22 protein-coding genes are annotated in these 18,354 nt (G+C 40.4%); 15 read left to right on the top strand and 7 right to left on the bottom strand.

Going from position 1 to position 18,354, the window contains the following annotated elements:
- The first annotated feature begins 23 nt into the window (after positions 1–23).
- The 5 genes from ACXAD1_RS16650 to ACXAD1_RS16630 all read left to right on the top strand — a co-directional run bounded on the left by ACXAD1_RS16650 (position 24) and on the right by ACXAD1_RS16630 (position 3,490).
- The gene (locus ACXAD1_RS16650) at positions 24–773 is read left to right on the top strand and encodes a nucleotidyltransferase domain-containing protein (protein WP_474910612.1); all 750 of its coding nucleotides are present in this window, start codon (positions 24–26) and stop codon (positions 771–773) included.
- A gap of 28 nt (positions 774–801) precedes the next feature.
- Positions 802–993, top strand: a complete 192-nt coding sequence (locus ACXAD1_RS16645; protein WP_474910611.1) for a hypothetical protein — start codon at positions 802–804, stop codon at positions 991–993.
- On the top strand, positions 990–1,826 hold the full coding sequence (locus ACXAD1_RS16640) for a sulfurtransferase (RefSeq protein WP_474910610.1): 837 nt from the start codon (positions 990–992) through the stop codon (positions 1,824–1,826). The genes ACXAD1_RS16645 and ACXAD1_RS16640 overlap by 4 nt, the downstream gene beginning before the upstream one ends.
- Positions 1,827–1,917: 91 nt before the next feature.
- Positions 1,918–2,520, top strand: coding sequence for a hypothetical protein (locus tag ACXAD1_RS16635; RefSeq protein ID WP_474910609.1), 603 nt, complete (start codon positions 1,918–1,920; stop codon positions 2,518–2,520).
- Between the two features lie 79 nt (positions 2,521–2,599).
- Positions 2,600–3,490 carry a 5'-3' exonuclease gene (locus ACXAD1_RS16630; protein WP_206838063.1) on the top strand — a complete coding sequence of 297 codons (891 nt, stop codon included), beginning with the start codon at positions 2,600–2,602 and terminating at the stop codon, positions 3,488–3,490.
- Positions 3,491–3,592: 102 nt separating this feature from the next.
- On the opposite strand, the gene sspL is transcribed toward ACXAD1_RS16630, so the two are convergent.
- Entirely contained in the window at positions 3,593–3,730 is a 138-nt protein-coding gene (gene sspL, locus ACXAD1_RS16625) for a small, acid-soluble spore protein L (protein ID WP_474910608.1), read from the bottom strand.
- 223 nt (positions 3,731–3,953) lie between these two features.
- On the opposite strand from sspL, the gene ACXAD1_RS16620 reads away from it, so the two are divergent.
- Positions 3,954–4,415: a divergent PAP2 family protein gene (locus ACXAD1_RS16620; RefSeq protein WP_009332661.1), complete on the top strand. Its 462-nt coding sequence runs from the start codon at positions 3,954–3,956 to the stop codon at positions 4,413–4,415.
- A 108-nt stretch (positions 4,416–4,523) separates the two neighbouring features.
- Positions 4,524–4,787 (top strand): DUF6123 family protein, encoded by a 264-nt coding sequence (locus tag ACXAD1_RS16615; protein ID WP_206838057.1) that lies wholly within the window; start codon positions 4,524–4,526, stop codon positions 4,785–4,787.
- 38 nt (positions 4,788–4,825) lie between these two features.
- Here the strand turns inward: ACXAD1_RS16615 and ACXAD1_RS16610 are convergent, their stop codons facing one another.
- The 3 genes from ACXAD1_RS16610 to ACXAD1_RS16600 all read right to left on the bottom strand — a co-directional run bounded on the left by ACXAD1_RS16610 (position 4,826) and on the right by ACXAD1_RS16600 (position 7,026).
- On the bottom strand, positions 4,826–5,743 hold the full coding sequence (locus tag ACXAD1_RS16610; RefSeq protein WP_206838053.1) for a DMT family transporter: 918 nt from the start codon (positions 5,741–5,743) through the stop codon (positions 4,826–4,828).
- Complete coding sequence (locus ACXAD1_RS16605; RefSeq protein WP_206838051.1) at positions 5,736–6,149, bottom strand: reverse transcriptase-like protein; 414 nt, start codon at positions 6,147–6,149, stop codon at positions 5,736–5,738. Before ACXAD1_RS16605 ends, ACXAD1_RS16610 begins: the two co-directional genes overlap by 8 nt.
- A gap of 199 nt (positions 6,150–6,348) precedes the next feature.
- Complete coding sequence (locus ACXAD1_RS16600) at positions 6,349–7,026, bottom strand: queuosine precursor transporter (RefSeq protein WP_474910607.1); 678 nt, start codon at positions 7,024–7,026, stop codon at positions 6,349–6,351.
- 186 nt (positions 7,027–7,212) lie between these two features.
- On the opposite strand from ACXAD1_RS16600, the gene ACXAD1_RS16595 reads away from it, so the two are divergent.
- Together ACXAD1_RS16595 and ACXAD1_RS16590 are read left to right on the top strand one after the other, a co-directional pair.
- On the top strand, positions 7,213–7,869 hold the full coding sequence (locus ACXAD1_RS16595; RefSeq protein WP_206838047.1) for a reverse transcriptase-like protein: 657 nt from the start codon (positions 7,213–7,215) through the stop codon (positions 7,867–7,869).
- Positions 7,870–7,895: 26 nt separating this feature from the next.
- On the top strand, positions 7,896–8,072 hold the full coding sequence (locus ACXAD1_RS16590; RefSeq protein WP_206838045.1) for a zinc-finger domain-containing protein: 177 nt from the start codon (positions 7,896–7,898) through the stop codon (positions 8,070–8,072).
- A gap of 57 nt (positions 8,073–8,129) precedes the next feature.
- On the opposite strand, the gene cspD is transcribed toward ACXAD1_RS16590, so the two are convergent.
- Positions 8,130–8,330 (bottom strand): cold-shock protein CspD, encoded by a 201-nt coding sequence (gene cspD / locus ACXAD1_RS16585; protein WP_009791749.1) that lies wholly within the window; start codon positions 8,328–8,330, stop codon positions 8,130–8,132.
- 317 nt (positions 8,331–8,647) lie between these two features.
- Here cspD and ACXAD1_RS16580 point away from each other — a divergent pair, with 317 nt between their 5' ends.
- The 4 genes from ACXAD1_RS16580 to mntR all read left to right on the top strand — a co-directional run bounded on the left by ACXAD1_RS16580 (position 8,648) and on the right by mntR (position 15,458).
- A complete protein-coding gene (locus tag ACXAD1_RS16580; RefSeq protein ID WP_206838044.1) occupies positions 8,648–8,938 on the top strand; it encodes a hypothetical protein in 291 nt (96 codons plus the stop codon).
- A gap of 428 nt (positions 8,939–9,366) precedes the next feature.
- Positions 9,367–12,291 carry a type I pullulanase gene (gene pulA, locus ACXAD1_RS16575; RefSeq protein WP_474910606.1) on the top strand — a complete coding sequence of 975 codons (2,925 nt, stop codon included), beginning with the start codon at positions 9,367–9,369 and terminating at the stop codon, positions 12,289–12,291.
- 173 nt (positions 12,292–12,464) lie between these two features.
- Complete coding sequence (locus ACXAD1_RS16570) at positions 12,465–14,627, top strand: DNA topoisomerase III (RefSeq protein WP_474910605.1); 2,163 nt, start codon at positions 12,465–12,467, stop codon at positions 14,625–14,627.
- 405 nt (positions 14,628–15,032) lie between these two features.
- Positions 15,033–15,458, top strand: coding sequence for a transcriptional regulator MntR (gene mntR, locus ACXAD1_RS16565; RefSeq protein WP_206838039.1), 426 nt, complete (start codon positions 15,033–15,035; stop codon positions 15,456–15,458).
- A 46-nt stretch (positions 15,459–15,504) separates the two neighbouring features.
- Here mntR and ACXAD1_RS16560 read toward each other — a convergent pair whose 3' ends face one another.
- Complete coding sequence (locus ACXAD1_RS16560) at positions 15,505–15,723, bottom strand: DUF3892 domain-containing protein (protein WP_206838036.1); 219 nt, start codon at positions 15,721–15,723, stop codon at positions 15,505–15,507.
- Between the two features lie 144 nt (positions 15,724–15,867).
- Between ACXAD1_RS16560 and ACXAD1_RS16555 the strand changes: the two genes are divergently transcribed.
- Together ACXAD1_RS16555 and ACXAD1_RS16550 are read left to right on the top strand one after the other, a co-directional pair.
- Complete coding sequence (locus ACXAD1_RS16555; RefSeq protein WP_206839283.1) at positions 15,868–16,572, top strand: class I SAM-dependent methyltransferase; 705 nt, start codon at positions 15,868–15,870, stop codon at positions 16,570–16,572.
- The gene (locus tag ACXAD1_RS16550; RefSeq protein ID WP_206838034.1) at positions 16,569–17,261 is read left to right on the top strand and encodes an AIM24 family protein; all 693 of its coding nucleotides are present in this window, start codon (positions 16,569–16,571) and stop codon (positions 17,259–17,261) included. Before ACXAD1_RS16555 ends, ACXAD1_RS16550 begins: the two co-directional genes overlap by 4 nt.
- Positions 17,262–17,354: 93 nt before the next feature.
- Here the strand turns inward: ACXAD1_RS16550 and metA are convergent, their stop codons facing one another.
- Positions 17,355–18,263 (bottom strand): homoserine O-acetyltransferase MetA, encoded by a 909-nt coding sequence (gene metA, locus ACXAD1_RS16545; RefSeq protein ID WP_474910604.1) that lies wholly within the window; start codon positions 18,261–18,263, stop codon positions 17,355–17,357.
- Positions 18,264–18,354 lie beyond the last annotated feature (91 nt).

Raw genomic sequence — 18,354 nt, 5'->3', positions numbered from 1 at the left:
ATTGAAAGGTTGCTGCTTTTCGTATGGAAAAATGGCTTTCCGCTGCTGAAGAAAAATACAATATTGACATCCTTTTTGCATGTGAAGCAGGAAGCAGGGCCTGGGGGACAGATGATGCGGAATCAGATTATGATATCCGCTTCATCTTTAAACATAAGGATCTGAAAGCATATCTTTCCCTTGAACGTGCAAACGAGGTTATTGATGCAGATACCCCTTATGATGCGCACGGCTGGGATATTTTTAAAGCATTTGACCTTATGCAAAAATCAAATCCAAGTATATTTGAATGGGCATACTCTCCCATCATCTACAAGGATAAGGATGACTTCTCCAATAGGCTAAGGAGTATCGCGGAAAAAGAGTTCTCACGATATAAGTTATTCCAGCATTACACCCAGCTATTTTCACGCAATCTTGGGGAAGCGGCAAAAAAAGAGGGATTTACAATTAAGAAACAGAAACTGCTAATCCAGGCGGTAAGAGCCTGCCTAATTTCAAGGCAGCTGATTCAGCAAAGCAATATAAACGGAGACTTTTTGTATACAGGTCTCTTTTGCATAAAGGAAGAGGATGACATTACACGCTTTTATCAGACCCTGGCAAATGCAAAACAAAGTGGGGTTCTTATTCAGGAGCATTTAGCAAATCAAATAGCTGAGACACTTGAGTCAGAAAGGGAAGTACTCTATACAGCCGGTGAATTAATGCCTAAAGGAAAAGGCAAAGTATCCGGACTGAATGAATGGCTTTGGGAACTGTTGAAAGTTTAAAATCATTCTGAGAAGAAAAGGGAGAGCTATGGAGAAAATTTCTTTTCATGCATGTGCAACCTGCGTAAACTTCCAGCCTGAAAAGCGTAAAGAAGGAATGGTTTATTTTTGCAGCAGACTGGGCTATGAAACGAAACCTGACTATCAATTTAACTGCTGGACTCCAAAGGAACATATAAAACGCCTGATGAAAAAGAGGAAAGGGGAGAACCTTAAATGAAGTATCATGTAGAAAAGGAATGGGTATTAACCAAACTGGATGATCCCAATATCCGAATTGCCGACTGCCGCTTTAAACTTGGGTCACCTGAAGAAGGGCGCAGCTTATATAATCTCAGCCATATTCCCAATGCCGTGCATTTTGATTTAGAGAAGGATCTGTCAGGCCCTGTGAAAGAGCATGGGGGCCGGCACCCGCTTCCAGATCCCTCTCAATTTAGAGAAGTACTTGAGAAAGCAGGAGTCAGCAGAGATACTACAGTAATTGCCTATGATGGAGGAGAAGGGGCTTTTGCTGCAAGGTTCTGGTGGCTTCTAAGGTATTTGGGACATGATAAAGTTTATGTATTGAACGGTGGATATAAAGAATGGGCTGAAAGCGCCTATCCTTTGAATAATAAGGTCCCACGCTTTGGGCAGGCTGACTTCAAAATCGAACTGCAGCCTGACATATTTGCTTCATACGAAGAAGTTAAAGAATTTACCGATAATCAGGATACTGCTGTCATAGTTGATTCCAGAGAGGAAAAGAGATACCTGGGACTGGAAGAGCCCATTGATAAAAAAGCCGGCCATATCCCGGGAGCAATCAATAGAGTTTGGTTTGAAGCGTATAAAAATGGCAGGTTTAAAGAAGCAGAGGAACAGGAAAAACGGTTTGCGGACATTGATAAGAATAAACCAGTAATTGTTTATTGCGGATCAGGGGTAACAGCAGCACCTAATTTCCTGGCATTAAAGGAAGCTGGTTTTCCTAATGTTAAATTATATGCTGGAAGCTTCAGTGATTGGATATCTTATGAAAGGAATAAAATAGAAACTGTCGAAAAATAGAAAAGTCCCTTTTTAAAAAAGGGATTTTTTTACTGTTAAAATTATTATATAATTTAAAAAGTTTAATAGTTTTTGAAAATGGAGGGGTTAAATGAATACTTCGGGCTACACGATCACAAAAAAACAAAGGACTGATACAAAACAAATATTGGTAACAACTGCAATCATCCTAATATTGTCAGCAATTTTTATTCCTATATTCCTGCTTTCACCATTCCAGGCGCAATTTTACAGGCCTGAAGGGACCTGGGTTTTCGAAGCGCCTAAAGACGCTTATGTTACATTTAGCATAGCTTTGGCATCGATGGGGGTTTTTATCTTAGCGGGGGTTTGGATGCACAGTGCTGAAAAATTCGGCAGGATTGCGAAATGTATAATAGGAGCATGTTTTTTATTTTCAATGGCTACTGTGATTCTCAGTTTTGATTATTACCACTATATTGATAAGAATGGTGTCCATTTTAATACATTATTCGGTTTGAAGGAGAAGCATTATAATTGGCAGGAAATCAAACAAGCCAGGCAAACAGTCATAAACAAAATGGGTGTTATGTCTGATGATGAATTAATCTTTACCTTTAAAGATGGAACTACATATGCGTATCCTATAAATAATAATATCCGTAAGGCGCGAATCGCTACTTACTATGAACTGGAAGAACATGGAGTTGAGTTAATAAGGGAAACAGAATAAGGCTGTCAAACTTTTCAAGAGAAACCGAGAGTTTCCCATGTTATAATAGTTGTTATGATTATAATCGGGAGGCGGAAAAATGAACGAGAACAAATCTTCACTGCTGCTGGTTGATGGCATGGCTCTGCTGTTCAGGGCATATTTTGCAACAGCCATGTCCGGTCAATTTATGATAAATTCAAAAGGAATACCTACAAATGGAGTTCACGGGTTTGTTAAACACTTTTTAACCGCTGTTTCTTCCTTTAACCCGACTCATGTGGCTGTATGCTGGGATATGGGAAGCAAAACCTTCCGTACGGAAATGTTTGATGCCTATAAAGCAAACCGTCCTCAAGCTCCGATTGAACTTGTGCCTCAATTCGATCTGGTAAAAGAAGTTGTTGAAGCTTTTGATGTGCCTAATATTGGCCTTGAAGGATACGAAGCCGATGACTGCATTGGCACCATTGCAAGAAAAGCAAGCCAGGAAGCGGAAGTTCTGATTCTTACTGGCGATCAGGATATACTGCAGCTTCTGGATGACAATATCTCTGTTATTTTGCTGCAAAAAGGCTACGGCAATTATCTTGTGCATACGACGGAAACTTTTTATGAAGAAAAGGGAATAACACCAAAGCAAATGATCGATTTGAAAGCCTTCATGGGAGATACCAGTGATAATTATCCCGGAGTAAAAGGGATTGGCGAAAAAACAGCGCTGAAGCTGCTGCAGCAATTTGAGCATATTGAAGGGGTACTGGAAAACCTGGAACAGCTTACAAAAGGACAGCGTGCCAAGATCGAACAGGATCTTGAAATGCTGCACTTGAGCAGACAGCTCGCCGAAATAAAATGCGATGTACCAGTTGAATGCCCTCTCGACCTGGCACAATTCACAATGAACCGGGAAAAGGTCATGGAGAAATTCACTGAAATCGAATTCCGCGGACTTCACAAATTTCTTGATATAAAAAAGGAATATGCATAATAGTGACTCCAGGCTGCTGCCTGGGGTTTTTTTTATGGCTGTCCTCTTAGACCCAATATTCCCCATAAATAATAAAAGCCGCCAAAGGCGGCCATCCAAGCATTATTTAGTATTCTTCTTCTTCGCTGCATCCTCCAGCTTGCTTTTAGGCTCTTCTGAAAATTCAGCATCCTGCCCGTATCCTTGAGGGTTTACGCCAGGTGCTTTTTTTCCTCTGTTTGTATGTCCGTTTTTGCTCATCTTATTCACCTCCCCAGTCAGCAATTTCTCCATTGATAACCTTATTATTGTTAAAGTCTTCGGGTTTTAATCATGTCTATCGAGGGTACAATTTAGCAACTGATGCGGTGAATTTTTCTTCTGTCTTGGGGTTTAATTACTCCATGAATACAAGCCTATTTAACATTTGAAGGAGGAATAATAAAAGTCTGCATACTTCACAATAAAGAAGAGGTGAGTTGTTATGAATAAGGGAGTTTATATCGCTCTTTTAAGTATAGGGCTGGCACAGGGCCTGAAAATCCCCATCCATTATGTGAAAAAGGGGGAACTTCGCCCGGATTTATTTTTCCAGACAGGGGGCATGCCAAGTTCTCATTCGGCAGGTGTTTCTTCTTTAACTACTTTTATTGCTTTAAAGCGTGGTGTGCCGACGGTCGACTTTGCTTTATCGCTGGTTTATGGCCTGATCGTTATGTATGATGCCCAGGGAATCAGGCGCCAGACCGGTGAGCTAACCTTAAAGGTAAACAGCCTTGGTGAGCTGGTTGATAAAATTCACAAAGATGAAACAGTAAAGTTTGAGGAGGAAGGTCCAAAGAAACTGAAGGAAATGCTCGGCCACCAGCCAGCAGAAGTATTGGGCGGAGCTCTTCTCGGTGTATTAACCGGAACACTTGGCTACCTTCTAACTAAGAAGAAATAAATGAGCTTGCAACACCCCTGCTTCATGCAGAAAAAAGGTAGATAATTGTCGAAAAATCAAGTAAGATTTAGGAGAACGCAAAGGGAGCAGGGGAAGAGGGTAAGTAAAATGAAGACAGTTGAAGAGTATTTGCACTTTTTGCAAAGTAAAGGTTTTCAATTTCGGGAAGACGCGGTTGGCTTCATTTACTTTGGCAAAAATTATACCAATGCTTCAGACGAGCTTGCCAATGCAGCAATAGAACTTACATTAAAGGCGCAGAAATCATTTGACGGCAGTTTTTACGTATCTTTGCTTGAAACATTGGTTTCAAAGAATATTACCAGCAGGCGGGAAGCAATAAAATTTGTAAAAGAAAAAGCAATCATTTAAAAGGCGTGCCTTTAATAAGAACACGCCTTTTCAATTTATTAAGCTGCTTTTTTCCTAAAGATCGATAAGGTTTTCTTTGCAGGAATTTCTGCAAAAACCATTCCTGCGAAAATAAGCAGACAGCCAGTCAGGGCACTAAAGGAAAGTCTCTCATTCGCCCACATAAATCCCGCAGCGGCTGCAAACACAGGTTCCATGGCAAAGATCAGGGCTACTCTAGTAGGTGTTGTGTATTTTTGAAATGCCGTCTGTGCAAAAAATGCGATCGCGGTAGCAAATAGTGAAGTTACAATCAGAGCAGTCACCACATTAGTCTTAAGTAAGACTCCGGTTTCAAATGCCTGCTGCCAATTTTCTGTGAAAAACGCAAAAATCCCTGATAGTATTGCCACGGTCCCTACTTGTATAACTGTTAATAGCAGGGCCGGATATTTGCTGCTGTATTTCCCAGTGAATATAATATGAAGGGCAAAACCGACTGCACAGATTAATACATAGGCATCACCTATATTTAGCGAGACTTTATCAGTCATTGTAAGCAAATACAATCCCGCTGTTGCAATTGATACGCCTATAATGGCATTGAACCCTGGCTTAATTTTTAAAAGCATAAAAGAAAAGACAGGGACCATTACTACACTTAACCCCGTAATAAAGCCAGCTTTTGAAGATGTTGTATAAAGAAGTCCGATTGTCTGGAAAGCATAGCCTATAAATAAAAACAAGCCCATAATAACTCCAGAAATCAAAAGCTTTTTGTTTATTTTCCTTAACTGTTCTTTTTCAAAAATAACAAGCCAGCCTCCCAGCAGGAAAGCGGCAATGAAAAAGCGCACGCCATTAAAAGAAAATGGCTCAAGAAAAGCAATGGCGTTTTGTACAAGCACAAAGGTGGTTCCCCACACAAAGGCAACCAGCAAGAGGCTTACATCTGCAAATATAACCGGTCTATTCATATCCTTTTTGACCTTTCGTTCTATTTTTGCGGATGGCAGCTCTGGCCAATTCATCTGCTCCTTTGTTTTCGGAGCTTGGCACCCACTTCATAAAAAACAAATCAAATTGTCTTGTAAGCTCCAAAGCATTTTCGAGCAAGGGAACAAACTTTTTATTTTTAACGAATTCCTTTTCAACGGCCCGGTTAACGAGCTGTGAATCCGTTCGAAAGGAAACTGATTTGTATCCCTTTTCTATGCATATTTCCAGAGCATGAATAAATGCGCGGTATTCGGCTTCGTGATTTTCTATATTTCCTAACGGAATGGAATAGCGTTCAACTTGGCCATTATTTTTAATGAATATGCCTGCGCCGCTTGGACCTGGGTTTCCGGCACTTGCTCCATCGATATATACTTCAATCAATTAAACAGCCTCCTGATTTTAACAGCATTATGGGGTAAACTAAATGTAGTTTATCATAAAAATAATCGATAAAGTGAAACTTCAATCAGTGGGGGGGCTTTATCCCCCACTTATCCTCCATTGATACCTCTGAGTCTTGAATTGGGGGGGCTTAATGCACGTTAGACTGCGATAAAGAAAAGGATACCAAAACGGCATCCTAATCTTTTACTGGAAAACGTTTAGCTATATAGCCAAACGGGGTATCAAGTATAGCTACTATAAATTTCAGCAAATAAGTTGTGATGAAAATTTGAATCCATTCCCCCATGGGAAATACACCGAGAAAAGCAATGCTAGTAAAAACAAGGGTATCCAAAAGCTGGCTGATCATGGTGCTGCCATTATTTCTGATCCAAAATTGGCCATCCTTTGGAAATTTCTTTTTTAAATAGGTAAAGATATAAACATCCGTAAATTGGCTGACTAAATAGGCAGCGAGACTTCCGGCAGCAATCCGCGGCAGAATCGAAAAAAGAGTGCTGAGGGGTTCCTGTGCAAAATCTGTTTCATGCGGTTTAAATAATAATACCATCTGCATGATGAGAGTCATGGACAGAAGAGTAAAGAAACCAAGCCATACAGCTTTTTTTGCTTCTTCTTTTCCGTACTTTTCATTTAGGATATCCGTAACGAGAAAAGCGGTACCGTACATAGCGTTACCTAAAGTAGCCGTCAGGCCGAACATTTCTATGGTTTTTACAACTTGAAGATTGGCCATAACAGTTGAGAAGCCAATCCATACGAATAAACCAGTCTTTCCGAAGAGGCGGTACATAGCCAATACTAATGTGAAATTAATAATTGCAAAGAGCAAACCAAACCATTCATTAAACATCATATTCCTCCTAGTTTTGTTAATGCGGGAGTTTGCGAACCGCAGGAGATATAAAATTGTCATTGACCATTATACCTTGAAATATACTCATTTAGTAATAAACTGAGTAAAGTATAATAAGTTCAACTATTGCAAACAGTTCTAATAATGATGACCAGCTAATACAGTACAGAAAGGCTGACCTTTATGAAATATAAATTGGAATGGAAATATAAACTTAAAGGAAATGAGGATATATTATTTACTTCAGATTGGATTGACGGTGAATCAGCATTACAGATTGGAGAAGATATTGAAAAATCAGGGAAGGGCAAAGAAGTAATTTATTATGATGAAGCCGGCACTTCATGGAGCACAAAAGAAATGAGAAAGCTTCTAATGGAAGTGGAAGAGGATCCTCATGATATTACCGTATTTTTTGATGGCGGATTTAATAATGAAACCAGTCAGGCTGGTCTCGGTGCAGTAATATATTTTAAACAGGGCAAAAAAAAGTACCGTGTGCGGGCAAATGAGCTCTTTGATGAGATGGATAATAATAATGAGGCAGAATATGCGGCCATTTATTACGCTCTCAGCCTGCTCGAAGAAATGGGCGTTCATCATATGACTTGTGAATTCAAAGGGGATTCCCAGGTAGTATTGAAACAGCTTGAAGGTGAATGGCCATGTTATGAAGAAAATTTAAACCGCTGGCTTGACCGTATTGAAGAAAAAATAAAAAAGCTTGGTATCCTGCCAAGGTATAGACCCATTCCGCGCAATGAAAACAAAGAAGCAGATAAATTGGCCGGTCAGGCACTGCAGAGGAAGTTTATTAACAGCAAAATGCAAATCATATAATTGGGTAAAAGGAAGGCGTGAATCGTTTGAGCAGGAAGGAAATTATTAATGAAGTGGAGGAGCTGATGATCAGTTACTGCAAAGACTGCTTCCTTCATAAACACCATAAAGAGGAAAGAGGGCGCAGATATGCCCATCGATTTTGCATTAAAGAGTGTACGGTAGGTGAGAAAATTAAATCAATTGGCAGCAAACTTTCATAAATAATGGACGAAAATAAAAGGCTGGCAGATGCCAGCCTTATAATCGTTATATTTGAATTATAATTTTACAACGTTTGCAGCTTGAGGTCCGCGGTTTCCTTCAACGATTTCAAAAGAAACTTCCTGGCCTTCTTCTAAAGATTTGAAACCATCACCTTGGATAGCAGTGAAGTGTACGAATACATCGTCTCCGCCTTCTACTTCGATGAAACCGAAACCTTTTTCATTGTTGAACCATTTTACTTTACCGTTTTGCATGTTTACTTTTCCTCCTAAGCCTGTCAAGACACATCTTGTGCCTTAGATGAATATTACCACCTAACAAAACATAGAGCAGATATTTTATCTAATAACGGAAATATATTCTGTTAAATGATGATTATAATATACACGAATGGGCACTTTCCGTCAAGGAATTGAAACGCTTTTTTACAAAAAACATTAAAATATTTTAAATATTTTAACTTTTGTTAATTTGAGAGTGTAATGCAATGGTTACTCAGTGTTTTGATATCATAAATTATAGATTTTCTCATATTAATTAATAATTATCTTGTTGCCAAAGGGTGAGGAAAATGTATCGGTTTTCCATTGAGAATCAAGATTGGATCTTGAGGTTTTCACCCAACATCCAAATGGAAGCGGAAGAAAAGCAGGCCATCATCAGCTCAATCCTGCAGCTTGGCAAGGACCTCCCTCTATACTCGCATGGAGAGTCTTTTATTATTATGAATGACCAATTAGGCATCATAGTATTTAATGTTGAAAAAATACCATCCATGATTTTGACGGTTTCCAACATTGTCACAGAAAATAAATGGTACATCCAAAAAAATCTGACATTAAAGCGCTATCGAAAAGAATGATCGGCAAAAGCCGATTTTTTTTTGAGAGATAAAAAAGTATAAAATTTTGTACCTCGATAACTGTCTAGCGCAAGCAGCCTACCCCCTCGAGGTCACAAGTCTGTCTAGTTGCGGCTCCTAGGGACGAAAGACTTGTCAATCCCTTCCAGAAGGAAAGAACACCTTCTTGCAGGGCTCGTCTTGTGCTTGTCGTCCCTAGGCAGTCGCCTCCACATTTCGGACAACCCTCCCAAAAAGGCAAAGAACGCCTTTCCGTGAGGCTCGTCTTGTGCTTGTCGGGGGTGGGGAAGGCGCTTGCGCTTTTCTTATTGTGAATAGGTTTAATAGGTAAAAAATCACAGAGTCTTCCGCCTTATGCAAACGCTTTCCTTTTTGGATTAATATATAATTACAGGAATCTTTAAATAATTTATAAAGGAGGACTTATATTGAAAGGGTATAAACAGTTTATTTTTCTGGCCGCAGCTATAATAATGGCGGCATCCAATTTTTTATCCCCATTTATGCAAACGATTGCATCGGCCGAAAAAACAACACAACAAGGGCTCGGTCAGACTACAGCAGTCACTATCCATTATCAGCCTGCAGAAGGCAGCACAAAGGATTGGAATTTATGGGTATGGCCTAAAGATGGCGAAGGTCAGGTTTTTGAATTTACTGGTGAAGATGAATTTGGACTTACTGCAGAGATTGTACTCCCGGGAATCCATGATGAAGTTGGATTTATTGTCCGCACTGACAGCTGGGAGAAGGATGGGGGAGACCGATTCATCAATGTACAGAGCGGCATTGATGAAGTATGGGTGAAAGCAGGCGATGAACATACATATACATCACCGCCTGATGGTGAGTACAGGGACTTTCCAGCATTTGAAAGGGTGAAGGTAAAACTCCACTACTTTCGATATGACGGTAATTATGAAGGCTGGAATTTATGGACTTGGCCAGAAGGCAAGGATGGCAAAAGAGTTGATTTTACATCAGTAGATGATTTTGGGAAAGTTGCTGAATTTGAGCTTGAAAATCCGGAAGGTATGAGTAAGGCCGGATTTATAGTCAGGAAGAGCATGGAAGGAAATGACTGGGCCGGCAAGGAATTTGGTGATCGCTTTATTACAAAGTTCGATGAAAATGGGAATGCAGAAGTATGGATTGTTCAGGGAACAGAAAGAATTTATTACAATCCAGCGTATATTGAAAAAGATCCAAAAATAGTGAATGCTTCTATGGATACTTTTAATCAGATTACGCTTGAAACCAATTTTCCTTTCCGGTGGAAGGATTGGGAATCCATAATTGAAATTGACAATGCCGATATTAAAGAAGTTGTCCCTTATGACGGGGACGAGGAAAAGGATTTTACAAATAAAGTAAGAGTGATAACAGAAGAAAAACTAGATATCAGGCAATCATATAAAATCTCTGCAGTTTCATTCGGAGAGGCAGAGGTGAAGATTGGGGATATTATCAGATCAAAGGAATTTGATGATGCTTTCTATTATAATGGGAAGCTGGGAAATCAGTATACGAAAAATCAAACCTCCTTCAGGCTTTGGGCCCCTACAGCAAGTGAAGCATCGATAGTGCTTTATGACAGCTGGGATGATCAGACCGCTGAAGAACTTCCTCTTAAAAGAGGTGAAAAAGGAACGTGGACAACTGTTCTAAAAGGTAATCAAAATGGACTGATTTACAATTATAGAGTTAAAATCGGAGGGGAATGGACAGAAGCGACTGATCCCTATGTCCGGGCTGTAACAGTGAATGGCGACAAGGGCGTTGTAATGGATCTGGATTCAACCGACCCTAAAAAGTGGAATAAACAGAAGCCGAAGTTAAAAAATCCAGAGGACTCCATCATTTATGAAGTTCATATACGGGACCTTTCGATTCATGAGAACAGCGGTATTAAGCATAAGGGGAAGTTCCTTGGGGCTGCTGAGAAAAGCACTTTAAATTCAAAAGGAGCAAAAACAGGTTTAAATCATATAAAAGATCTTGGAGTCACACATGTTCAGTTCCTTCCGATTTATGACTACCGGACAGTTGATGAAACCAAACTGGACGAACCACAATATAACTGGGGCTATGATCCTAAAAACTATAATGTGCCGGAAGGCTCGTATTCTACTGATCCTTATGATCCAGCTGCAAGAATTACGGAATTGAAGACAATGATTCAGGAATACCATAACGAGCAGCTGCGGGTTGTAATGGATGTTGTTTATAATCATGTGTTTGCAGTGAATGAATCCAGTTTCCATAAGCTTGTTCCAGGCTACTATTTCCGCTATAACGAAGATGGAACACTTGCCAATGGCACAGGAGTCGGCAATGATACAGCTTCGGAAAGAAAAATGATGCAGAAATTTATTGCCGACTCTGTTGCCTATTGGGCTGAAGAATACAATCTTGATGGATTCCGCTTTGATCTGATGGGCATTCATGACACTGAAACAATGAATAAAGTAAGAAAGGCATTGGATAAAATTGACCCTACTATCATTATCATTGGGGAGGGATGGGATTTAAACACACCACTGGCAGCTGAAAGGAAGGCAAATCAGAAAAATGCCGAAGATATGCCTGGTATTGGCCATTTCAACGATGGCATCCGGGATGGTTTAAAAGGCAGTGTGTTTGATGAACTGGATAAAGGTTTTGTAAATGGCAAGCAAGGCATGGAAACCTTTGTTCAGCAAGGAATTGCAGCAGGCTTGGATTATCCGGGTACAATGGCCACATACAAAGATCCTGAGCAGGCGGTTACATATGCTGAGGCACATGATAATCACACTCTTTGGGATAAGCTTGAACTGACCAATCCAGATGCAGCGGAGGAATCAAGAAAGAAAATGCATAAACTAGCATCTTCCATTATACTGACATCCCAAGGAGTCAGCTTTATTCATGCAGGCCAGGAATTCATGCGGACAAAATACGGGGATCACAACAGCTATAAATCCCCTGACAGTGTAAATCAGTTAGACTGGGACCGCCGAACTGATTTCAGCGGGGAAGTTGACTATTTTAAAGGTCTGATTAAACTCAGAAAGCATTATAAATCGTTTAGAATGACAACAGCTGAGGATATTCAATCAAAGCTTGAATTTATTGATGCCCCGGATAATACGGTGGCTTATAGACTGGATGCAAAAGGCCTAAAAGATAGAGCGAAAGAGATTGTTGTAATCCATAATGCAAATACAGAACCAGCCAAAATAACACTTCCAGGCAAGGGCCCTTGGCATTTGCTTGCAGACGGAAAACAGGCAGGGATAAGAACCCTAAAGATATATCAGTCAAAAACAATTGAAGTGCCTTCACAAACAAGCTTTATTCTAAAAAGATAAGTAACGGAGGAGAATCCTGTCAGGGGGTTCTTCTTTTGTTTTGCTTAGCAGAACACGATTGTTTTAAAAAATTTCATAACTATATAGGTATTTTAACTCCCTTTGCTAAATTTTTAGGTTAATATTAAAATAGATGTCTACAATTTGTTCTACAATGCAAAGGGAGCTAAAGTATGAAACTGATAATCGCGGAAAAACCCGATCAGGGTATGACGCTGGCTTCTATTTTTAAAATGAAGAAACACCAGGGATATATTGAGATCCTTCCGAACGATATATTTCCCCAAGGGGCTCATGTTACTTGGGCTATAGGCCACCTATGCCAGCTGTCTGCCCCTGAGAAATACAAGAAGGATTGGAAAAAATGGTCATTGGATACATTGCCCATAATTCCGGAGCAATTTCAATATGAAGTAACAAAGGATAAAGCAAAACAATTTAATATAATCAAACAGCTTGCTTCTAATCCTAATTTAACAGAAATTATCCATGCTGGTGATGCAGGGAGGGAAGGCGAGCTTATCATCCGGAATATTCTAAGGCTTACCGGTACCAGAGTGCCCATGAAAAGACTCTGGATCTCTTCCTTGACACCTAAATCCATAAGGGAAGGATTTCTTGCCCTGCTGGATGAAAGTGACACAAGGAACTTATATTATGAAGCCTATACGAGAGCATGTGCCGACTGGATTGTTGGCATGAATGCTTCACGATTATACAGTCTTCTTCTGCAGCAGAAAGGCTTCTCGGATGTTTTTTCAGCAGGAAGGGTTCAGACTCCCACTTTAGCTTTAATCGTAAAAAGAGAAATGGAAATCCAGAATTTTGTTTCCGAACCTTTCTGGGAAGTAGATGCACAGTTTAAAGTAAACGGGAAAAAATATACCGGCAAGTGGGAAAAAGATGGGGAATCAAGAATTAAGACGAAGGAGCTTGCCGAAAAGATTGCGGCATTCTGCAGGGACAAAGATGCACAGGTAGAAGATGTGCAGGCCGAAAAAAAAGAATTCCTGCCGCCGATGCTTTATAACCTTTCTGCATTGCAGGCAGAAGCCAACCGCAGATTCAAATTTCCGCCAAAAAAAACACTTGATGTATTGCAGAAGCTTTATCAAAAAGGAATCGTTTCATATCCTCGTTCTGATTCCAGGCATGTAACAGAAGGAGAAGCCGAAATGTTTCCGGAGATCCTCAGAAAAATGGAAACAAAAGATGAGTATAAGGAATTTTTCCCTTTGCCTTCAAGCTCGATTTTGCAGAATAAACGGTATGTGAATGATAAAAAGGTAACTGATCACTATGCCATTATTCCGACCGAGCAGGTGCCTGACCTTGTAAAATTATCTTCGGATGAAAAAATTCTCTATGACCTGATCGTAAGGAGCTTAATAGCTGCACATTATGGAAAAGCTGTAACAGAATATACAACTATTAAGACCCTTGCAGATGGAAGAGCTTTGTTTTTATCCAAGGGAAAAGTACAGCTTGAAGAAGGCTGGAGAAAAGTGATTCCGCAGCAGGAGAAGGAGAAGGAACCGATTCTGCCGTTATTGCAGGCTGGTGATCAAGGTACAGTTTTAAAGGCGGATGTAAAAGAAAGCAAAACCCAGCCGCCAAAAAGGTATACTGAAGGGCAACTGATAACACTGATGAAAACGGCCGGGAAGCAAATTGAAGATAAGGAACTTGAGAAGGTCCTTATGAAGACGGAAGGCCTCGGAACGGAAGCTACAAGGGCGGGAATCATCACAATGCTGAAGGAGCGCAAATACATTGATATTAATAAGAATCTTGTATATGCAAACTCCAAAGCAAAAATCCTGATAGAAGCAATAGGCACAGAAATACTGGCTTCTCCAGAAATGACAGCCAAATGGGAACAGCGGCTGAAGGATATTTCGGATGGTCAGGCATCCCCCAAACAATTCATGGAGCAAACCAATAAAATGGTAGGCCATTTGATTTCCGCCTCCATTGAACATGCGGGAAAGTGGACATTCTCTGAGGAAGATAAAGAGGGGTTCACGCCTGGGAAATTCAAGCAAAAAAGAGCAGCCAATCTGGGCAAATGCATGCTGTGTGATGGTAAAGTTGTTGATAAGGGGAGCTTTTATGGCTGCTCCAATTATAATAAAACAAAATGCACTTTCACTATTTCCAAAAGCATTATGGGCAAGACGATGACTCAGAAACTGATCAAACAGCTATTGAAGGATGGGGAAACAGAATTAGTTGAAGGTTTTACAAGCAAAGGAAAGGATAAAACATTTTCAGCTAAATTAACCTGGGACCGACAGGAGAACAGAGTCAAATTTCTCTTCCCGCAAAAGACCTGATTTTGCCTGCTGCAGCATCTTTCCTTGTCTCTATTTTCCAACTGTAGTAAAATCGTTAAAGTCCTATATTTATTTATGAAAGATATAAAGTGAACATGCGCTCTGCGCTTTTCTAATATTTGAATTTATTTCTTTGAATTTTGAGAATTGTCTAGCTCCAGCGCCTACCCCCTCGAGGTCACAAGCTTGTCTTGTTTCGGCTCCTTGGGACTCGGGGTCATAAGCCTCCACATTTCGGGCAATCCTCCCAAAAAGGCAAAAAACGCCTTTCTGAGAGGCTCGTCTTGTGCTTGAGGCCCGCAGGATGCGGGTCATGCAGACGTTGCCACAGGACGTGGCGTTCTTAGTCTGCGTTCCTTTGTGGGCAAGGCGCTTGCGCTTTTCTAATTGGCAGGAGGTTGTGTAATGCCAACACCAAGTATGGAAGATTACATTGAACAAATATATATGTTAATCGAAGACAAAGGATATGCCAGAGTTTCTGATATTGCCGAGGCTCTCGCTGTACATCCCTCTTCTGTGACAAAAATGGTTCAGAAGCTTGATAAAGATGAGTATCTTGTTTATGAAAAATACCGAGGGCTTATTTTAACGCCAAAAGGGAAAAAAATCGGCAAGAGGCTTGTATATCGGCATGAACTTTTAGAACAGCTCCTGCGTATTATTGGAGTCAAAGAAGAAAATATTTATGAAGATGTGGAAGGCATTGAACATCACCTGAGCTGGGATGCCATCGACAGGGTTGGCGACCTGGTTCAGTTTTTTGAAGAAGATGAAAGCCGCATTGGAGTGCTGAGGGAAATCCAGCGTAAAAATGAAGAAGAACAGTAAAAACCTGACTGCTTTGCGTCAGGTTTTTTCATGTACTGTTACTGTTTTAATAGAAGCTGGGGAAATCATCAAAAGATGACGCATAGGAAGGATTTAGATACATAGAACCATCTTCGTGTTCGTAAATTTGAATACCCTCAATCAAGCCTTCTTCAGCCTCCAATAGTGCTTTACGATAAGAAATGATCCGTCCTCCGGATGTCTGGAATGAAATAATCTCATCATTGTTGTTTCTGTAGACTGCTGTCAGCTGTTCGCCGTTCATACAAAACTCTCCTTATTCATTTTCTATCAATATTGTTGACGTTTTTAACATTCTATAATCAGAGGTATTTCTGATAATCTTAGCGAATTTATAATATTGGGAACTTTTTTAATGGACAATCGTATGCATACACGGGGGGATATGATGAGCACTTTTAACTGGTCTGCAGAAGCAGAGAAGCTTTGGGATAAAAATTCGGAATCATGGAATGCAAAGAGCGCGTCAATGTGGGAGGAAGGGAGCCGAAAGGATATTATCTCCTTCTTCGAAAGGCATGTCAAAAAGGGGTCTGCCGTATGTGACCTTGGATGTGGAGATGGGTATGGATCGTACAAACTTGCTTTGGCTGGCTATAAGGTTATCGGGATTGATGTCTCTGAAGAGATGATACATAAAGCGGAAAAACTGAACGAAAAAACTGGTGCGGTATTTAAGAAAGAAGACATTTCCGATCTTTCGCTTGAAGAGAATGCACTTGATGCGGTCCTTGCCATCAATTCACTGGAATGGACAGAGAGCCCGCTGGATGTATTAAAAGAAATTCAGCGAACTGTTAAGCCATGCGGAAGGGCTTGTATAGGCATTCTTGGTCCAACAGCTGCACCCCGGGCTAACAGCTACCGCAGGCTATATAAGGAAAAAGTTATCTGCAACACCATGATGCCGTGGGAATTTGAACAGCTTGCAAATGAAAATGGATGGTCAAAAATTGATGAAATGGCTGTTTATAAAAAAGCATCAGACCAGCTTTCAAAAGGCTCGCTGACTGATGAGCTAAAGCAATCATTATCTTTTATGTGGATCTTTATACTTGAAAACAATAAAAATAAAGGGATGGGAAAAGAATGAGCAGATATTCAATTGAAGAGTTTGTAAGCCAGACGAAACAGCAGGATAAAGGAGAAGGATTATTTGAACTTGAAACACCAAGGATGCTCGAAATTAATTTAACCAGCCAGGTTTGGGCTAAAGCAGGGGGGATGGTCTCCTACCGCGGCCAAATTAAGTTTGAGCGCGAAGGGATTCTCGAGCATGGCTTAGGCAAAATGTTCAAAAAGGCACTCACTGGTGAAGGCACAGCATTAATGAAAGCTACAGGCAATGGGAAACTGTACCTTGCAGACCAGGGAAAGAAGATTTCAATCCTGAATCTCAATGGAGATGCCATCTTTGTAAATGGGAATGATCTGCTTGCATTCGAGCCTTCCATCAGCTGGGACATTAAGTTAATGAAGAGGATGGCAGGCATGCTTGCAGGAGGTTTGTTCAATGTCCGTTTAGAAGGAACAGGAATGGTGGCTATCACTTCTCACTATGAGCCGCTGACACTTTTGGTTACTCCTGATAATCCGGTATATACAGATCCGAATGCGACAGTTGCATGGTCAGGTACACTGCAGCCCGAATTTGTAACAGATGTCTCTTTTAAAACGTTCCTTGGAAGAGGAAGCGGAGAGTCGATCCAAATGAAGTTTTCAGGTAGCGGTTTTGTAGTAGTTCAGCCATTTGAAGAAGTGTATTATGCTCAGCAATCATAAGGAAAAGCCGGTTTTTGAGAGGGTTAATTCTCTCAAAAACCGGCTATTTTTCATACTTTCTGCTGTATATTAAGTTATCCGTCCACTGCACTATTAATCCCACTCGTAAGGAGTTTCCTGGTAAACATAGTAGTTCAGCCAGTTGGAAAACATTAAATGGGCATGTGACCGCCATTTATTATGGGGTCTTCTGCCAGGATCATCATTCGGGAAATAGTGTTTTGGCACGGGAACCTGCAGGCCTCTGGTTCTGTCTCTTGTGAATTCTTCTGCAAGTGTGGCTGCTTCATATTCCAAGTGGCCAGTTACCATAATTTGTCTCCCGCTGTTCGCGCTCATAATGAAAGGTCCCGCCTCTTCAGAAGATGACAGAAGCTTGACTTCCGGGTGATTAAGCAATTGTTCTGTATAAACATCTGTATGGCGCGAATGAGGAGCAAAGTAGATATCGTCGAATCCTCTCAATAATTTTTCACTTCTGTCATGGACTTCATGAAGAAAAACACCGGAGCATTTTTCGGGCAGCTCATATTTTCCAATTCCAAAGTGATAAAATAATGCTGCCTGTGCTCCCCAGCATATATGAAGGGTGGAAGTAACATTCGTTTTTGTCCAATCCATGATAACGGTTAGTTCCTCCCAATAGTCCACTTCTTTAAAGTCGAGAAGCTCTACAGGTGCTCCAGTTATGATCATTCCGTCAAATTTGCGGTTTCGGACTTGCTCAAACGTAGTATAGAATTGTTCGAGATGCATAGGACTGGTATTTTTTGATTGATGTGTGGCGGTTTTTAAAAAAGAAATGTTCACCTGTAAAGGGGTATTACCAAGAAGTCTTAAAAGGTGTGCTTCAGTTTTTTCTTTTTCGGGCATCAAATTCAGGATGAGGATATTTAATGGGCGAATATCCTGCTGTTTAGCCCTGTCCTCATCCATGATAAATATATTTTCTTCCTCTAAGATCTCCCTTGCAGGAAGCAGCTTAGGAATTTTTATTGGCAAGTGATCATCTCCCTGTGCAAAAATTCAATTAAACTTATTATAAAGACGATTCAAAATTGTATCAATGCTTTACTGTGTGAAAATGCGAAAA

It is taken from the genome of Cytobacillus sp. ABV4_503, assembly GCF_056158445.1.
This window is presented reverse-complemented; position numbering and strand designations above follow the sequence as displayed.